Genomic DNA, 18,698 nt, shown 5'->3' with positions numbered 1-18,698 from the left:
AGCAAACATCGAGTAAATTTCGTCGGGCAAGGACCAAGTCGCCAATGACCCAGAACGGACGTCGATCGGAGCCAAGGGATGTCAGCGAGGCACCGAACTTCTTCCCGACAGCGCTGTGTTTCTAAGGCCACTATTCCGGCAGCCCGGCTTGCCGTATAGCGCCTGCCCACCGATCGAAATGCTCCGATTGCCGAATTGGAATGAAGTCCTTCAGATTGGACATGCGGAGTTCGGGCATGAGTTGACGCAGGCGTGCCATGGCGACGTCTGCTACTGCGCGGTTTCCGGCGAGTGCGCCGCTGGCCGCCGCCAATGCGTTTGACGGGGCATGGACTGGTTGCGCTCGTCTTGCCATTTCCGCCCAGGTCAATGCCTCGCTGTAGCGGCCAGCGAAGAAATGAGCCAGCCCGATGGCGAACTGCATGACGAAAACTTGAGCATCTTGCGGACTGAGACGCATGGCATGGGTGGCGTGCTCAATCGCGACCTCCGGTTCGCCGAGCCACACCCTGACCAAGGCGCTGGATAGCCATACCCACGCCAGGTTCGGATTGAGGACGAGAGCCTTTTCGATATGGGCGGCGGCGCCGTCGAGGTCGCCCACGACAAACCCGAGGGCTGCCCCGGCCGAACAGAGAGCCGACGCATCGTCCCCACCGATTTCTCCCACTCGCTGTCCGAGCCGAGCCGTCTCAGCGACCTCATACGCGCGATCGGTCATCCAGCCACCCGATTTGCGCTGTGAGTAGCTGCGCGCCGCCATGCCATAGGCCGCAGCAAAATTGGGGTCGAGTTCGATAGCCTTGTAGAACAATCGCAGCGCCTCGTTGTTCGCTTCATTGTTCCACAGATGAAAGGCGGCCATGCCGCGCAGAAAATAGTCGTAGGCGTCAAGATTTTCAGTCGGCTTACGCGCAGCCCGCTCTATTTCGGCTCGCTCCAACCTGGGCGCGATGGCTCCGACAACTCTCCCCGTTATTTGATCCTGCAAATCGAAGATGTCTTCTAGCCGACCGTCGAACCGTTCCGCCCATAAATGAGCGCCGGTGCCAGCATCGATGAGTTGGCCCGTGATGCGCACACGGTTGCCGGATTTGCGGACACTGCCTTCGAGCAAATAACGCACACCGAGCTCGCGTCCAACCTGTTTAATGTCCAGGCTTCTACCCTTATAAGCAAAGCTGGAATTACGCGCGATCACAAACAGCGAACGCATTCGCGAGAGCGCCGTGATGATCTCTTCCACCATGCCATCGGCGAAATACTCCTGCTCAACATCACCGCTCATGTTTTGGAAGGGCAGGACGGCGATCGATGGCCGGTCGGGAAGCGGTCGCGCATCCCTAGCCGACGACGCGGATAAGCTGTTGACGGATGCATTGGGGGGCTTCACACGATAGGCGCGCACCGGCTCCGCAATGTTGTGCACCCGTTGCTCGCCGAGGTCATCATAGGCGTAAGCAAGTTTGCCCTTCACTTGATCGTAGATGGCGTGACCGATGCAGACACCGCCTGGCTCCGCGAGCTTTTCCAGTCGCGCCGCGATGTTAACGCCGTCTCCGTGGATCGTGTTGTCCTCGGCGATCACGTCGCCAAGGTTCACACCTACGCGGAACGCCATACGCCTGTCTTCCGGTAGACTGGCGTTCTGACCGACCAACTCACGCTGCACCTCAACAGCGCACTGCACCGCATTGACCGCGCTCGCGAACTCGATCAGCAGGCTGTCGCCCGCGGACCCGACGATGCGCCCGTAGAACTGGGCGATCTTTGGCTCGAATACCTCCGCTCGGAGCCGCCTGAGTCGTCCCAGCGTGCCCGACTCGTCAGCCGCCATTAGGCGCGAGTAACCCGCCACATCGGCAGCCAAGATCGCCGCCAGCCTACGTTGCCCTTCCTGCAAGGACAGACCTCCTGCCAGTTGGAGGCATCTTAGCCTATGGAGCGGCGCGCGCGAGCCCTTGTTAGGATGCCTCGAAGGTCCGAAAATGGCCCACTGCGTCATCTCGCTGCGCTGCGGAATTTAGCCGCTATCGAGGCATAGCGGACATGGCCCGACTTGCTGCTGGCTCGACCCGGAAGCGAATGACCCAAAGCGGAAATACCGTCCACCCATTTAACGCTGGCTTTGACAAAGGATGCATATGCATCCTGCACTATCACCAAGGCCCCACGGACAGCCTGCGGCAGCAATTCGCTTGCCAATAAATTGATACCAGCGCAGGTTTTAGGCCCGAGGCACTCGTCGAGTATCAGATAGACGTGTATTTGTGACGGCAGGGAGGCAAGCCATGACGTTCTGTTTCGGCGCAGCCATCGGAAGGATGGTCTGCACATTTATTGCTGTGACTGGAATTAGCCTAGCACTTCCGGGGATGTCGGTCGCACAGCAATCCAACGCTCCGGCGGGATCGCCAGCCGCGACACGGGCAATCGACGGATTGCAGCTGCCCGCGCCCGCTATGCCATTCGGAGGTAAGATCGATCGCAACGCACTGCAGTCGAAACCCTTTTGGCAGCCGCGCATAGCGCCACCTGAAGGCGCACCCAACGTATTGCTGATCATCACCGATGATGTGGGTTTCGGGGCGCCATCGACCTTCGGCGGTGTGATCCCCACGCCGGCGCTCGATCGGATCGCCCAAATGGGCCTGCGCTACACCAATATGCATTCTACGGCGCTTTGCTCGCCCACACGGGCGGCACTCATAACAGGGCGCAACCATCATTCGGCCGGGTTCGGCGTGATCGCAGAGCAGGCGACGGGCTATCCCGGCTATGATAGTGTCATCACTAAGGACAAGGCTACTATTGGCACGATCTTGAAGGACAACGGCTATGCCACGTCGTGGTTCGGCAAGAACCACAACACGCCGTCTTATACGATCAGCATGGCCGGACCCTTCGACCAGTGGCCTACCGGTATGGGCTTCGACTACTTCTACGGCTTCAACGGCGGCGACACGAGCCAGTGGACGCCGGGAAATCTCTTCCGCAACACGACTCAGATTTACCCGTTCGAGACGCAGAAGGGCTATAATCTGATCACGGCGATGGCTGACGAGGCCATCGGCTACATGCAGCAGCTCAACACGATTGCGCCACAGCAGCCCTGGCTCGTCTATTACGCCCCAGGCGGTACCCATGCGCCTCATCATCCGACCAAGGAATGGGTGGACAAGATCAGCGCCATGCACCTATTCGACGATGGCTGGAACAAGCTTCGCGATACCATCTACGCTAACCAGAAGAGGCTCGGCGTCATTCCACAGAACGCCGAACTCACTCCCTGGCCCTCGGACCTCTTGAAGAATTGGGACCAACTTTCGGCGGACGAGAAGAAGATGTTCATCCGCCAAGCTGATGTCTATGGCGCCTATCTCGCCTATACCGATCACGAGATCGGCCGGGTGATCCAGGCGGTCGAAGACATGGGGAAGCTCGACAATACCCTGATCATCTATATCTCGGGCGACAACGGTTCTTCTGCAGAGGGAACACTCGTGGGCACTCCTAACGAGGTGGCGCAATTCAACGGAGTTGATGTGTCGGTTGCGGATCAGCTTAAGTATTTCTATGACATCTGGGGGACAGAATACACCTATAACCACATGGCTGTCGGCTGGACGTGGGCCTTTGACACGCCGTTCAAGTGGACCAAGCAGATCGCGGGTTACTTCGGCGGCACAAAGCAGGGTATGGCCATCGCCTGGCCCAAGGTTATTGCCGACAAGGGCGGCCTCCGCACCCAGTTCGCCCATGTGATCGACATTGCGCCGACTATCCTCGAAGCAGCGGGTATTCGCGAACCTTCGGTGGTTGATGGCATCGCGCAGAGCCTGATGGAGGGGACAAGCCTCGTCTACACTTTCAATGCGGCCAACAAGGATGAACCATCCCATCATCGCACCCAGTATTTCGAGATGATGGGCGAGTTCGGTCTCTATCATGAGGGATGGATGGCAACGACCAAGGTCAAGCGTCCGGCCTGGGTTACATTCGGCAATGTGGACTCGGATCCCGCCAACAATGCGGTATGGGAGCTCTATGACATCAACAATGACTGGACCCAGACTAATGATCTTGCTGCTAAGAACCCGGAGAAGCTTAAGGAGCTTCAGGGCCTTTTCTGGCAGGAGGCTCAGAGATATAACGTCCTGCCGTTGGATGCCTCGGTGGCAACACGTGTTGTCACACCGCGTCCGAGTGCCACTGCTGGTCGAACGGAGTTCGAATTTCCTGGAAAGATGACTGGCATCTCGAACGGGGTGGCGCCGACTATCCTGAACTCTTCCTATACTTTCATTGCCGATGTGACGGTGCCAGAAGGTGGCGGCGACGGGATGATCATCACCCAAGGTGGACGCTTCGCGGGCTATGGTTTCTATATCAACAAGGGGAAACCCACTTTCGACTGGAATCTTCTCGGGTTGAAGAATGTAGTTTGGGAAGCTCCCGACGCGTTGAGTGCCGGTAAGCACACACTCGTGTTTGACTTCAAGTATGACGGGCTTGGCTTCGGCACGCTTGCGTTCAACAGCGTAAGCGGCCTAGGCCAGTCAGGCACGGGCATAATGACGGTGGACGGCAAGGTGGCGGCGGCGCAGAAAATCGAACATACCCTGGCAACGATCCTTGCCTGGGATGAGAATATGGACATCGGCTCGGATACCGGCACGCCAGTGAACGACAAAGTGTACCATGTGCCGTTCGCTTTCACTGGCACGATTGACAGCCTCAAGCTGGTGGTTGACCGGCCGCAGCTGAGTGATGCCGACAAAGCCAAGCTGGAAGCGGAGATGAAGAAGGCAGCCGACTGAAACTGTGAAAAACACATGGCTAAGCGGATAGGCTGGCGATGATCTGTGATGACCGCTCCTGGCCCTTCGCGATATTTTGCGCTGCCGCACGACTCGGCCGCTTTGTGAGCAAGGCGGACATGGGCGTCGCGCCACGCCACCAAGTTTAGGGGTATACGAAACTAACTACTGAGGACGCGAACCGAGCCTGAAAGTGCGAAGCGCGCCTCAGCGAAGCGAACTGCGATATGGCTGACGTACTTTGTACGTCGACCATATCATAGATTGCGATATGACTCGGCCAGCAGAATTGCACCTAGCCCCGAAGCGAAAGCGGGACCGAGTCCTTCTGCGGCGCGCGAAGCTCGCGGGCGATACGCTGAACCGTGCCAACGCCCACGCCCACCTTACGCGCGACCTTCCGGATGCCGTCTGTTTGCAGGAGTCGCACGATCGCGCGTTCCTTGCTCGGCTCAATCGGTTTGCGCCCCAGCTTCACGCCCTTCGCCTTTGCCCGAGCGAGCCCCGCCCGAATGCGCTCGCGGATCATGGCGCGCTCGAACTCCGCGAACACGCCACACATCTGGAATAGCGCCCGCCCCGCCGGAGTGGTCGTATCGAGACCCTGCTGCTGCAGGTACAGGTCCACCCTCGCCACAGCGATGTCCGCGAGGAAGGCGACGAGGTCCTGCAGCGAGCGGCCCAGCCGATCGACGGACCAGGCCATGATGACGTCGAACTTGCGGCGCGTGGCGTCCTTACAGAGGGCGTCGAAGCCCGGCCGTGCGGAGCGCGACTTCGCGCCCGAGATGCCCTCATCGCGATATGTGGCTACGATGTCCCAGCCCGAATGGGCCGCGACGTCCCGCAGTTCGCGCTCTTGGTTCTCGGTGGTCTGCTTGTCGGTGCTGACGCGCAGGTAGATGGCGGCTCGACGCATGCAGGAATGGTATCCTAGACGGGTACCGGAATCAACTGATTTCGGTACCAGGCAAAGCGGGGGGAAAAGCTCAATGAAATTGCGGGCGGAGCTGGGCGGACTGCAGAGGGTTTTCTGTACACCCGTCACCCCCGGTCAGAGCGCGCAGGTGATCGCGCTGGACATAGTTTGTTTCTCCTCGATGTGCTGTAGCATGCATCGCCTGTATGGCTGTTATCACCGTGATAACAACCATATTCACCTCGGTTCAAGCGGTACCGAGACTTGTTGCAATATTGCGCCAATTGGGCGCGCAAAAGTAAGCTCCTTTGTTTCTGGCGCTGGATTTTGGCGAGACAATTCGAGGCATGCCTCAGTCCGCGCGGGGGGTGGGGGGTTCGCTGGTGCCGGACACCCCCGTACCCCTAGGCCCCACCCTCGCAAATTTATTCGTGATATCCGAGTTTGCCCATGTTTGAGCTCTCGCAAATTCATTCGCAGAACTGGATTGAGTTTCCCTTGCCCCTTTGGATCAGTTGTCGCCATTGCTCGCATTTCCCGATCCTTCTGCAATCAATTCCACAATTAAGGATCATGCAGCGCGTGAAGCGATTGGATCGACGGTAAGCAACTGAATATGCGCGGCCCACCTGTTTAGTGCTTATTTCCGCTCTTCAACGAACTCATGCCGTTGATAAACGGCAGCTACGCCGGCAATCATGCCAGTCTGATGGTTCAAAATACGATCTGCGACATGAGGTGGCACTTCCAAGCGGTCGGATAACACCAGAACTCAACGAGATTGGCTCTTCTGCACACCCAATTCTGTGTAGGTGAAGGAGCGGCCCTCCAAGGTGATTGTATTGCCGCTCACGGTCGCTTCAACTTGCTCCCCAAAATCGATGCCACTCAGCCAAGTGCCTGGGATCGGCAAGGCAGCTATCGGCTCACCGGTAAATGGCGAAACAAGCCCCGGCGTCGCGACCGTTATGGAGCCTTCGCCAAGCCTAGTTGCGTAACGGACATCGACAGTAGCTTCCCGGTACGGCCTCGCCCAGTCGACGAGACCCGCCTCAGCAAGTTGGGTGTCGATGCGGCCCCGCTCGTAGAGGCGTTGCCAGAGAACTTGCCATTTGCTTCCCGTCTGATCGGCCACCTCGCGTAGGTGATCCGCATGCGTGGCGCACTCGACCAGTGCCCTACTGTGATCCGGGACCACAATCTGGCCATGTACGCGAACCCAATCCAGCGTTTCTCCTACACTCAAGATGTTCTGATAGACCCACGGCCAGCCCTGTCCGTCACGGCCAATAGGTTTTCCGTTCTCAGCGACAAACTCGGTCAGGGGACCTGGGTCGATTATCCAAGCTCGCGGTCGTGATCCATGCCGGTGGCGATGCAATCGGCCAAGGCGCTGGAGCAGAACGTCGGCCGGGCAGCTGTCGGTGATGAGAAGGTCGGCGTCGATGTCGAGCGACTGCTCTGCCGTTTGCGTCGTCACCGCGACGATGCCACGCCGCTGTGCTTTTGGACCGAAAATGCCGAGAAGGCAGCGATCCAACCAAGACCGATCTGCGAGCGCGTAACGACTGTGATGGAGCAACGCTTCGACCTCAGCGGAAACGGCAAGGTAGTCGGCAATCGCATCTTTTACTGTACTACGTATTAGCAGGACAGCATGTCCATCGCGCGCAGCTTCAACCGCACTGGCGCGAGCCTCATGGTGCGGCACAAGCCCAATATCTATCGCACGCCTTTGCGTGTTGGTGAGAACCGTGTCGCCGCTTGGCGTTCTTACTACAGGGTAGGAAACGCGTTGCGCGTCCTCGAAAGACTTTCGCCTTCGGTCCTGCAATTGCGCCAGCGCTGTCTCTCCCAGCGTCGCCGACATGGCAAGCACATGCCCCCCAAGGTTCAGATGCCGACGAACCAAGGCGTTGGTCAGCGCGGCCATGTAGGGGTCGCTGGCGTGGACTTCATCAATGATCAGAAGATGGCGGGAGAGCAGCGCGGCGCGCAGCCATGCATGGCGGTTGCGAATGATTGAAAGGAGGGCCTGATCAATGGTTCCAATGGCGATTGGTGCGGCAAAGACCCGCTTGGGTGCGGCCACTGCCCAAGTCTCTGGTGGATAGTCCGGGCGAGCATCCTCAACATCCAACATGCCTGGCACAGCGCGGACGATCTTCCCCCTCAATGCAGGATGCTGTCCGGTCATCACCCGGCCGATCCGGGCGTGGAGCTCTGTAGCGGCAGAACGCGTCGGAACCGCAAAATAGAGGCCGTCGACAAGATCGTCCAAGACGAGACGGCTTGCCCAGATCAGGGCGGCTTCGGTTTTGCCAGTCCCGGTAGGCGCTTCGATGATCACCAGGTTCTGAAGCGGGATTGTTTCAACCGCAGCCTGAGCCGCCGTAGGTTCCCAGCCACCCAGAAGTGCTCGCGGCGTAGCGCCGCTGTGCCAGCCGGACCAGCCGGTCCGATCAAGGAGCTCCTCGGCAAGCTCCCGCCTGCCACCCGGATCGAAGGCAAAGCCGGACGCCATCCAGTCTGCGGTCATTAGGATGCCTGCAAACAAGTGCTGGGCCGCAGGCGCGAACGTCAATTGCTCCGCCCCGGAGAGCGCTTGAGGGAATGCAGCGAGGAGGCGGTCCCTGAGCCGGGTTATTTCCGTGACCGGATCATGTCCGTAGCGTGTGGTCTGGAGAAGTTCGCGGACGATGGCGAGGTGTCGACGGAAGCGGTCCTCGCCTACCGGTTCGCCGTGATGACAGACTGATACATAGATTGGATTGGTGGGCTCCCCGAACCACTCGCGAAGCAGGGCTGTCCCAACCGCATCTCGCGTTTCACGCACTGATACGAGGACTGCCAGTGCTTCGGCTACATGGCCAGGTCCTAACGCGGATAGGGAGCCGAGCTTGTCCTGAAAACCTTTCAGGCATTTGCCAAAGTCGTGCAGGCCACCGAGGACCGCAAGCCGCGCCAAGTGCACATCAGTCAGTTTGACGTTGAAAGCTGACGACAGGCGTCGGCGCTCGATTTCACGGTCAAGGATAGCATGGATGGTGAGAGCCACGTCCAAGGAGTGTTCAAAGACGGAACGGGTTTCGCCTTGCGGATTGATCTTGGCCCACGGTTCAATCAGCTGATGCATTCCTTAGGTGACAGCGACGAGCAGGAGACAATTGTCCACCTCTGCGCAGTTGAAGAGACCATCGTTAAGTCAGCGCGGCTGTTTGCCCGCTCGGTCCACCTACGCACGGGGAAGAGACGTTTCACAATAACCTATCTGGCAGAGCACCCACGGTCCACCCCCGCGCACGGGAAGAGACGAGATGCAGACCACATTGATGCCGTTCCATGTTGGTCCACCCCCGCGTACGGGGAAGAAACCCACCGTCATAGACAACGTCGGCGCCCATGTATGGTCCACCCCCGCGTACGGGGAAGAAACGTGTTCATGCGCTCGCCGCCGATGGGCACCATGGGTCCACCCCCGCGTACGGGGAAGAAACTCGCCGGTCTTCGCCGTCTGGTAGGCGGTTTCCGGTCCACCCCCGTGTACGGGGAAGAAACGAGCCGTCATAGGTCCGCACCCCGTCGTCGCCGGGTCCACCCCCGCGTACGGGGAAGAAACGCCTGGGCGTACATCGGCAGTGCATGCCAATAGGGTCCACCCCCGCCTACGGGGAAGAAACTGGCCGGTGTCCTTCTCGGTGATGTGAGGATACGGTCCACCCCCGCGTACCGGGAAGAAACTAATCGTGCTCTTCGAAAAATCGACGATAGCGGAGTCCACCCCCGCGTACGGGGAAGAAACACGTCGGCAATGCGGCTGTCGAGATCGGGCGACGGTCCACCCCCGCGTACGGGGAAGAAACAGCAGCCCCTCGCGCACCACCACATCCTGCTCCGGTCCACCCCCGTGTACGGGGAAGAAACGCGTGGCGCTCCACTTCGAACAGCTCGAGGTCGGGTCCATCCCCGCGTACGGGGAAGAAACCCTTGTACGTAACTATCTGCAATCAAATGATTTAGCGAGGATAGCATCACGGTACCGACTAACCGCCCAACTTGACCGGTTGCAGGCGAACCATGCCGTAGCCATAGACCCGCTGCCGCCCAATGCCCGCTCGGATGCAGCTGGTACAAGTGGTGGCGTCGGTTACTTTCAGCGTTCCAGTGAGGATGGCTTCGGGCATGGTTATTTGGGCTCGGCCGTCCTTCTTTGGGCGTGTGAACCGTACCAACCGAAAGCCGTCAAGTCGGCACGATGTAACGTCAGCTCCGCCCAACTTGCTCTTCAGGTACCGCTCGTAGACTAGACCGCGAGCCAAGCCACCATCGGGTCCGGTCGCTTCCGCCGCGACAAGAAAGGCATCGCGCTCGCCGTGTCGTCGCTTGCCAGTCGGCGTGATACGCACAGTTGGGATCAAACGAACGTTGAAACGGAATGCATCGCCGTCTTTGAGCGGAGGCATCTCGACGCTGAGAGCTTCACCCACCGCAGCTTGCAGCGACGGTAAGGCAAGGGCACGACGCGCGTTCAGCGCCTCGGCACCCTCATCAGAGTACCCAACTATTGTGAGCAGAGGGCCGTGCCGTGAATGTACCGCCCAAGGCCTCACCAAGGCACCGCTGAAAGTTTCGGTGAGAACTGTCTTGATGAGCAGGCTATCGTCCTCCAGAGCACGCGACCCTATGAACGAACTCAGATGACGCGCGGACTTGGTGATGTCGAGCGTGAGCTGGATGAGATACATCGCGTTCACCCTGGCTCGACAGCGGCAGGCTGGCGACACACGTACAGTTCGCTGCCTGAATGACGGTTCGCGGGCCAATCCCGCCTTCCGGGAATTGAAACTGGCAAGTCTCCCCATTGGGGCTGGGTGCAACCGGCTGGCAGATAGATGAGCGCCGACGAGCGTTCGGAGGCGACCTTATTGACTGCATCTTCGAGACCGGCCGCCTCGATGATTGCACCTGCAAGGGCCACGTCCGGCGGGCAAGAGGATCGCCCGAGAAATAACGGGCGCGCTGGCTCGTGGAAGGCCGCAATGATCTCCTCGGCTGTGTTGGGGGCGCTGGGATCAAGCTCCACGACGAGCGTCATATCAACGTCGGCCAGGTAGGGCTTCCATTGCTGCCTCAGACCCGTGATCTGCGATCCCTCGCGCTCCACGATCCTCGCCCCGGACGACCACATGGGTCCAACGAGATATGGTTTTGAAAGGTCCGCTATCTGATAGTCGATCACTTCAACGCCCGGTTTGTGAACTACACAGGCAAGGCGCATCCCGTCCTGAAGGGCCTGTAGCCGCTCGGCCTCCGCGCGTGAAATACCGAGCGCTGCTCCAATCATTCCGGTGATGAGCGATGGCGTTGGAATGGGTAGTGTTTGCGGCTCACCATCGATCCGCGGTCCTTGTAGGGCTGCGAGTGGCCCCTTGAACCGAATGGTGAAGAAAGACATGGCTCACCAATTAGCTCTACGCGGCCCGTAGGTACTTAGCGGCTGCATCGCTCAGCGCCTCCACAGCGGGGAGGGTACCTCCTGTGTGCTCGCGAAGCAGAACCCGCCAACCGGATTTTCCGGTGAGGGCGTCCATTTCCGCCGCATGGGCAATGAGCCGGGCACGAGCTTCTTCCGACAGCGAACGTTCGGAGGTTCGATCTACTGGGTTCTCAAATGCACCGATGAGGCTGCGTGGCTGACGCCTGCCGATCTCGACCATTAGTTCACGCAGGCAGGAATACGGTGCAGTCGAGCCAAGTTTTGCAGCGGGCTCGACTTGCGCCACGGCACGAATAAGCCATGCAACAATCGCGCCGCGCTGAGCGCTGTCAAGCGATGCGAAGTTCTCCTCCAGCTGGCGTAGATCAACGACGACGTAGCCATAGAAAAGGCCGCTGGTCAGCTCGGCCGTGTTGATGTGGCTGCCGCCCCGGTCTTCGCCTTGGCCTGTCTTCAGCAAGTCCTGGACGGAAAAAAAGTCCGTCACGCTGAACAGCGGATGCACCGTGACGAGATGAGCGACATGCACAGCACTGTCCACATTGTCGACTGCAACTCCCGTTGCGAAACGTCCAAATAATGCTCCGTCCATACCGGCGTTTGCCTTGATGGCTCGCATATTCTCTATTGCTTGTCTGACCGCCTCAGGAGCCTTGTTTCGTGCCTGAGGCTTCTCAATCATGTTGCGGAACTCCTTTGTGTCCGTCCCCGCGACTTTCAAAAGGGTTGCGGCCCTCACCAACGCGTCAACTTCTTTCTCGCCGACGACGAGCGGGGTGTCGGACGCGACTGCAGCATCAGCCTTGCGCCAAAGTCCCATGATGGCATTGGCCCAGGTCTTGGCCTCTTCTTCGCTGAAACCCTTTTCCATGAGCTTGGGCAGCACAATGCGTTCCTCGATCAGAGCGGAGCGTATGCTCATGCCGATGCCACAACCATTCGCCAGCGCACGAAGTGTGTCGTCTACGGTTGAACCATCATGAGCAGTCCGGACCAATGTCTTGCTGTCGCGCAGCGCGGCTTTGAAGCTCTGCGAGGAGATACGCTGGCGCTCGATGCCGCCATAGACGGTACGCTTGGCGAGGCCATCCTGCCCTCTGTTGGGCAATGCCGTCGAGTAATCCCGCAGCGTATGTATTTGAACGAACATCAGTCCTCTCCTCCGACCGTCGCTTCACTTGTCCGCGCGGGCACGCTTGATACAATGGGCGCACCGACATATTGAAGAGCTATGCTTCGTCGCGCCCAGTCGCGCGCATCATGATCGTCGAGTGCATCGCCGAGCCCGACCGTTGCGAGGTCCGCGAGATTAGCCTTATCCACTTCGTGACTTACGAGCCACCGCGCCAACTCGTCGAGCAGGCCCGGAAGTGACGACCCTGTGGCGACCAGAAAACGGCTCAGACGGTGCTCTGGGAAATCCGTTTCCCGCAGAATGCGTCCAAGCGGACGCGATGCATGATAGACGCGACCGACCGTGCGCAACACAATTTGCCAAACTTCAAGGCAGCGCTTGTTCTCCGTATGTGCAGCAGGAACCTGGGCCATCAGTTTCCAGAAGGAAAGCGGTGGGTCGCTGAGTGACATGGTTCTCAGCCGTGCCCGGTCATCGGGAGAGAGGTGAAGCATCATCTTTGAAAGAATTGCGTAGGTTTGGCGGGCAAGAAGAGGTTGGACTTTTTGCTCGTTCATGGCGGCCCCCTTGAGTTGAAAGCGAATGCCGGTCATGAGCTTATCCTCGGCTCGCGCGTGTTTGAGTGGATTGGCGAGTGCGGTAGCGGCAAGCTTGAAGCACTCGAATACGACTTCGGCCACGAGCTGATCGAGTGACCGCTGCTCCATTGCGATGTCCTCATCGCGCGATAGCGCGTCGAACACAAATTGGATTGAGCGCGGAGCTACGGTTGATCGGAACGTCTGCCGGACTGTATCGATACGGTTCCAGTCAACATCACTCGGCTCGTCCGCTTCCTTGAATAGTTCGATAAGCGATCTGTTGAGTATCTTTAGTCCGGTCTCAATGGTTTCCAAGGCTCGCCGCGACAGGCGAGCCGGACGATCTGCCTCGGAAGGCTCATCGAACGAAAGCAAGCTGCTGCCACGTGCGGCGACATACGTTGCCTCGCGGTACCCTTTCGTCTTGCCCTGTTCCGATCCAAGCGCACAGAGCCGTACCACCCGATACTGCCCGAGGTCGAGAATGCGGGGTCGCACGACATCTTCCTTGTCGCTACGAGCACCAAACAGCACCGCGTGTTCGAAACGATAATCGAAAGGCTTTCTCGCCAATTTGTAGCGCTTGGCATCTTTGGATGTGACCACCTTGGGTGTGTGGGGATCATCGAGCCACGGGTCGGCGTCTGCGTTGATCCTGGCGGTATTGTTCGGCACGGCCCAGACCTCGAAAAGGTCCCTATCTACCGCCCTTAGTCTCTGCGCGCGGCCGACATCGAGGAAAGGTAAGGGTAAATCGGCGAGACTGAGGGGGGCGGTCTTAGGCGAGTACATTCTCAGCCAGACGAGATGATCCTTCGTTGCGTGATCCGCCGCGGGGCCAACGAAGAGGGCATCAAACGCAGCTGCGAGATGGGCGATTTCATCGCCGAGTGCGCCATTGTTGCTGGTAAGAACCGCGGTCAGGCCGATACGGCTGGAGCTGCGATGATCCTTGACGTTGGGGCGAAGCATACTCCCCATGATTGCGAACAGGCCGCGCTCAGCCGTAGTGCGCCACGTCTGTTTGACTTCATGCTCCACCTTGGCAAGCAGCAGATCGGCTGCCTCGATGGATTGTTGTGAAGTTGGTTCGATGGTAGGCGGCTGCAAGAAGGCAACCTCGTCATGCGATGCCGTAAGACGCAGGGCATCATGGCCGATCAGGCGTTCCCATGCGGACGCCCAACTCCGAGGATCAGCAACATCGATGTTCCCATATCGGCACAGCAAGTGGCTGAGGATCGCGAATACGGTGACGACAGCCGGTCTTTGGTGCGCGGCCATGGCAGTCAGATCGACCAGCTTCGTGGTGGCAGCGGAGCATAAGAGCTCAAAGAGATTCAGCTTCTTGATCTCGGTTTGCAGCCGTGCCGAAAAAATGGGGTCGGCTAGCGTGGTAGGATTGGATACCATTTATTTCGTGGAAAGTAGCAGGGCCTGAGCCGTCTAACTGGGCTGCTGTGAGTTCGGTTGAAGCGCTTAACCTACTCCTGCCTCATCTTGAAGTCTACAAGCGCTGGTCGAAGGACAACGGCATCGCCATCCTCACAGGTCCAGCACAAAAGGTAGTGATGGGCTGATAGTCGTCCTTTACACCTGAAATGAGGAGACTAAAGCTACGTCGGTACCATATTCATTCATTTGCACCGGAACCCTTGTCTACTCGGATAATTATGCTCTTGCCGCGAGCCGCGCGGAACTGCATCAGGCGGCCGGACCAACATCGGTCTGGTATTCACGGACGGCTATTCCAGGCCCGGCAGCGAAATTGATGGCACTTTTGTCTTGTACGTGCCAGCCAGCATCCGTCAGCCTCTAGTCGATCTTGTCACGTGCGATCTGTTCTGGGTTCTGGTTATTGCTGGTTGCCACGAGTGAGCTCTTTAGTTCAATGATCCGAAGCCGCAGAAGCTACATGGAGTCTTGAGATTCCAGAAACCCCATTTTCGCTGGGCTAAGTGATATCCTTCGGTTGCATTAGTTGCTTGCTAATTGCTTGCTACCCAATTTTGGAATGAATTAATTGTCATCTAACTAATTCAAATCATTAGCGGACCTGAAAGGATTCGAACTGTGCCATTTGCTTCATATAGGCAATGGAGCCGCGCCACGCCATGGGCTTGTCCCCTGCCGATGGATGGCGCAAGTCTTCGATCATGTCCGCCGATTCCCTCGTCACCGCCGATGTCCTGCTGCCGCTCGCGCTCGAGGGGCCTTATACTTATGCAGTGCCATCTGGCCTTGCGGTGGCGCCCGGCGACTATGTCGAGGTGCCGCTGGGGCCGCGCTCCTTCATCGGCTGCGTGTGGAAGCTTGGTGTCGGCGATGGCGGCGGCAAGACCTTGCGGCCGATCGTGCAGAAATTCGACCTGCCGCGCTTGAGTGACACGCATCGCGCCTTCATCGACTGGGTGGCGCAGTATTATCTCGAGCCCCTCGGCAATGTGCTGAGGCTCTGTCTGCGCGCCCCCGGCGCCTTCGGCGAGTCGAAGGGCGAAACCGCCTATCGTATCGGGCCCCACCCGCCGGCGAAACTCACCGCCCAGCGCGCCCGCGTCCTCGATATTGCGTGCGAGGGACCGGCGATGAAGGCGCCCGAACTGGCGGAACTCGCCGGCGTCGGCACGTCGGTGGTGAAGATGCTGGCCAAGACGGGGGCGCTCGAAACTGTTGCGCTGCCGCCGCATCGCGCCTTCCCGATGCCCGATCCTGCCGCCGGCAAGCTCACTCTGTCGCACGAGCAGGAAGAGGCCGCCCAGGAACTGCGGGCTTTGGTCACGCGCCGCACCGCCGGCACCTTGCTGCTCGACGGTGTCACCGGCTCCGGCAAGACCGAAGTCTATTTCGAGGCCATGGCGACGGCGCTCGCGTCCGGCCGCCAGGTGCTGCTGCTGCTGCCCGAGATCGCACTCACCCCGCCATTCATCGAACGGGTGGAGCGGCGCTTCGGTGTCGCGCCGGCGCAGTGGCATTCCGGTATGCGGCCACGCGAGCGCGAGCGCGTCTGGCGCGGCGTCGCGGAAGGCGGCGCGCGCATCGTCGTCGGCGCGCGCTCGGCTCTGTTCCTGCCCTGGGCCAAGCTCGGCCTCGTCGTCGTCGATGAGGAGCATGAGAGCGCCTACAAGCAGGAGGACGGTGTGCCCTATCACGCGCGCGACATGGCGATCGTCTATGGCGCGCTCGGCAAATTCCCGGTGGTGCTCGCTTCCGCCACGCCCTCGCTCGAAAGCCTCGTCAATGCCGAGCGCGGGCGCTACGTTCACGTACGGCTCACGAGCCGCCACGGCACGGCGGAATTGCCACCGAGCCACATCATCGACATGCGGCAATCGGCGCCACCATCGGGCTCATGGCTGTCGGAGCCTCTGGCGCAAGCGGTTGCTGAGACGCTGGCGCAGGGTGACCAGGCGCTGCTCTTCCTCAACCGGCGCGGTTATGCGCCGCTCACCTTGTGCCGTGCCTGCGGCCATCGCTTCGATTGTCCCAACTGCGCCGCCTCCCTGGTCGAGCACCGCTTCCGCAAGCAGCTGATGTGCCATCATTGCGGCCATACCGCCGCGATCCCGCCGGCCTGCCCGAAATGCGAAACGGCGGGCAAGCTTGTGCCCTGCGGGCCGGGCGTCGAGCGGCTGGCCGAGGAAGTCGTGCAGCGCTTCCCGGAGGCGCGCCTCACCATATTGTCGAGCGATCTGGCGCGCGGCACGCTGCTCAAGGATGCGATCCGCGAAGTGGCCGACGGCGTGCACAATCTTGTCATCGGCACGCAGCTCGTCGCCAAGGGGCATCACTTCCCGCATCTGACACTGGTCGGCGTCGTCGATGCCGATTTCGCCCTCGATTCCGGGGATCCGCGCGCCGGGGAGCGCAGCTGGGCGCAAATGGCGCAAGTGGCGGGACGCGCCGGGCGCGGCGAGAAGCCGGGCCGCGCGCTGATCCAGACCTATCGGCCCGATCATCCCCTGATGCTCGCTCTGGCGGCGGGCGACCGCGACGGTTTTCTCGCCGAGGAGAAGCGTCTGCGCGAGGGCGCCGAGCTGCCGCCTTACGGACATCTCGCGGCCCTCGTGATATCGGGGCGCGACGGGCACGAGACCGAACGCTTCGCGCGTTCACTGCAGCCCTTGGCGCCCTATGGCGAGGGCGTGCATGTGCTGGGCCCGGCACCCGCTCCCTTGCATCTGGTGCGTGGCCTGCATCGCTGGCGCTTTCTCGTCAGGGCGCGCCGCGGCATCAATGTTCAGGCCTATCTCAGGGCCTGGCTCGGCGACATCAAGCCCAAGGGGTCGCTCCGCCTCGCCATCGATGTCGATCCGTATAGCTTCCTCTAACCCGCTTGCTCCGCTAGGCGGCGCCATTTTTCGGCGTAGTCGGCGATCATCGCGGGGGCCTCCGGTGCGATGCGGTCGAGCGACAGAGCGAGCTCGGGCAGCTTGTCATCCTCGCCCATCAAGGCCAGCACCATGGCGCCCTGGGTGGTGCCGTCGCGCAATTGCGAGGCGAGCACATTCTGCTGCGGGCGCAGGCCGGCGAGCGATGACAGGAAGACCGGATTCTTGGCGAAGGGTCCGTCGACGATGATGTCGCCTTTCGACTTCACGGCGCAGAGCGAGCGATCGACCATCAGCGCGCAATATAGGGCCGCGAGTGTCGCGCGCTCCTCCTCATTGGAGGGGCGGGGCCCTTGACCAGGCCTTTGTTGCCGGTGCCGGGCAGGGGACCGCCGCTGTCGGTGTAGGAGGGCAGCGCGAAGCTCTCTTGCGCCAGTATATCCGTCAAAGCCCGGAAGCTCGCGGCTTCGGCGGATGCGCCGCGTGAGAGATTTCGAATTCGCGCCCGCCCATGAAGCGGCAGCAGGCCACGGGCTTGCCGAAGATGTCGGTATTGGTCACCGTGTCGCGCTCGGGATCGAGCTCGGTGATGACGGTGTTGGTGTCGAAACCGATGATCCAGGTGCCGGTCGACAGCAGCGTGAAATGACGCCTGCCGCCGGCGAGATAGCGCAGATAATTGGCGCTCGAATCATGGATGCCGGCAAGCACGTCGCCCCGCCCGCGGAAACGTTTGCCACGAAAGCCGTCCTTGAGCGGCCCGGTCACTTCCCAGGCCTTGGCCCAGGGCGCGAAGAGCCTGTCCCAGCCGCGCCGGCGCGCCAGTGAGGAAAAGCTGTTGTCGCGCACATCCATGAGCTGCGACTGGCAGGACATGCTGGCGATCTCGATCACCGCCTCGCCGCTCAGGAGATAGCCGACATACTGGATCCAGGGCAGGATGGTCCTGACCTTGGCGAATTCGGCGGGAAAGGCCGTCTCCTGCCAGAAGAGCTGTAGCCCATGGGTCAGCGCCATGGGCAGCAGAGGGCCGAAGACTTCCTGGAAAGGCGGCTCGATCTCGCGATAGGCGGCGATGATCTCGGGCGGCGGCTCCGCCATATAGTCCATGACCGGCAGCGCCAGTGACCCGTCTCCTGCCAAACAGGCGATCGCCGCGCCATGGGCCGAGGGTACGATGACATCGATGGGAAGCACGGCGTCGAGATCGGGCAGGTGCTCGGCGCAGAAGGCGACCAAGGGTCCCGGATCCAGATGCGGAAAGGGCGGCCCGGCGCCATGGCGGCTTGCCATCTTGCGCTCGGCCAAAGGCTTGCCGGCACTGTCGAAAAGAACAATCTTGCTGTTGGTCGCTCCGACATCGACCACGGCGATGCCGCGCAATCTGTCTTCGGTCATGATCCCCTCTGTGCCGTGCC

11 protein-coding genes and 1 CRISPR repeat array are annotated in these 18,698 nt (G+C 60.2%); of the genes, 2 read left to right on the top strand and 9 right to left on the bottom strand.

Annotated features, from left to right (window positions below):
- Window positions 1-130: 130 nt before the first annotated feature.
- The gene (locus G5V57_RS09490) at window positions 131-1,903 is read right to left on the bottom strand and encodes an adenylate/guanylate cyclase domain-containing protein (RefSeq protein WP_256378658.1); all 1,773 of its coding nucleotides are present in this window, start codon (window positions 1,901-1,903) and stop codon (window positions 131-133) included.
- A gap of 421 nt (window positions 1,904-2,324) precedes the next feature.
- Between G5V57_RS09490 and G5V57_RS09485 the strand changes: the two genes are divergently transcribed.
- A complete protein-coding gene (locus tag G5V57_RS09485) occupies window positions 2,325-4,820 on the top strand; it encodes an arylsulfatase (protein ID WP_165173992.1) in 2,496 nt (831 codons plus the stop codon).
- Between the two features lie 295 nt (window positions 4,821-5,115).
- Here G5V57_RS09485 and G5V57_RS09480 read toward each other — a convergent pair whose 3' ends face one another.
- The 6 genes from G5V57_RS09480 to G5V57_RS09455 form a co-directional block, all read right to left on the bottom strand.
- A complete protein-coding gene (locus G5V57_RS09480) occupies window positions 5,116-5,739 on the bottom strand; it encodes a recombinase family protein (RefSeq protein ID WP_165167258.1) in 624 nt (207 codons plus the stop codon).
- A gap of 772 nt (window positions 5,740-6,511) precedes the next feature.
- Window positions 6,512-8,875 (bottom strand): CRISPR-associated helicase Cas3', encoded by a 2,364-nt coding sequence (gene cas3 / locus G5V57_RS09475; protein ID WP_165167257.1) that lies wholly within the window; start codon window positions 8,873-8,875, stop codon window positions 6,512-6,514.
- 92 nt (window positions 8,876-8,967) lie between these two features.
- Window positions 8,968-9,724: a CRISPR direct-repeat array (repeat unit 28 nt; unit sequence GGTCCACCCCCGCGTACGGGGAAGAAAC).
- Window positions 9,725-9,782: 58 nt separating this feature from the next.
- The gene (locus G5V57_RS09470; RefSeq protein ID WP_165167256.1) at window positions 9,783-10,484 is read right to left on the bottom strand and encodes a type I-E CRISPR-associated protein Cas6/Cse3/CasE; all 702 of its coding nucleotides are present in this window, start codon (window positions 10,482-10,484) and stop codon (window positions 9,783-9,785) included.
- A gap of 5 nt (window positions 10,485-10,489) precedes the next feature.
- Window positions 10,490-11,194, bottom strand: coding sequence for a type I-E CRISPR-associated protein Cas5/CasD (gene cas5e, locus G5V57_RS09465; RefSeq protein ID WP_165167255.1), 705 nt, complete (start codon window positions 11,192-11,194; stop codon window positions 10,490-10,492).
- A 16-nt stretch (window positions 11,195-11,210) separates the two neighbouring features.
- Window positions 11,211-12,386 (bottom strand): type I-E CRISPR-associated protein Cas7/Cse4/CasC, encoded by a 1,176-nt coding sequence (gene cas7e / locus G5V57_RS09460; RefSeq protein WP_165167254.1) that lies wholly within the window; start codon window positions 12,384-12,386, stop codon window positions 11,211-11,213.
- Complete coding sequence (locus G5V57_RS09455; RefSeq protein WP_165167253.1) at window positions 12,386-14,365, bottom strand: hypothetical protein; 1,980 nt, start codon at window positions 14,363-14,365, stop codon at window positions 12,386-12,388. The genes cas7e and G5V57_RS09455 overlap by 1 nt, the downstream gene beginning before the upstream one ends.
- A gap of 743 nt (window positions 14,366-15,108) precedes the next feature.
- Between G5V57_RS09455 and G5V57_RS09445 the strand changes: the two genes are divergently transcribed.
- Entirely contained in the window at window positions 15,109-17,280 is a 2,172-nt protein-coding gene (locus tag G5V57_RS09445) for a primosomal protein N' (RefSeq protein ID WP_165173990.1), read from the top strand.
- Here the strand turns inward: G5V57_RS09445 and G5V57_RS35165 are convergent.
- On the bottom strand, window positions 17,277-17,756 hold the full coding sequence (locus G5V57_RS35165; protein ID WP_371744812.1) for a hypothetical protein: 480 nt from the start codon (window positions 17,754-17,756) through the stop codon (window positions 17,277-17,279). The genes G5V57_RS09445 and G5V57_RS35165 overlap by 4 nt on opposite strands.
- A complete protein-coding gene (locus tag G5V57_RS09435; RefSeq protein WP_165167251.1) occupies window positions 17,725-18,678 on the bottom strand; it encodes a hypothetical protein in 954 nt (317 codons plus the stop codon). Before G5V57_RS09435 ends, G5V57_RS35165 begins: the two co-directional genes overlap by 32 nt.
- Window positions 18,679-18,698 lie beyond the last annotated feature (20 nt).

Source organism: Nordella sp. HKS 07 (assembly GCF_011046735.1).
Taxonomy (GTDB): Bacteria; Pseudomonadota; Alphaproteobacteria; order Rhizobiales; family Aestuariivirgaceae; genus Taklimakanibacter.
This window is presented reverse-complemented; position numbering and strand designations above follow the sequence as displayed.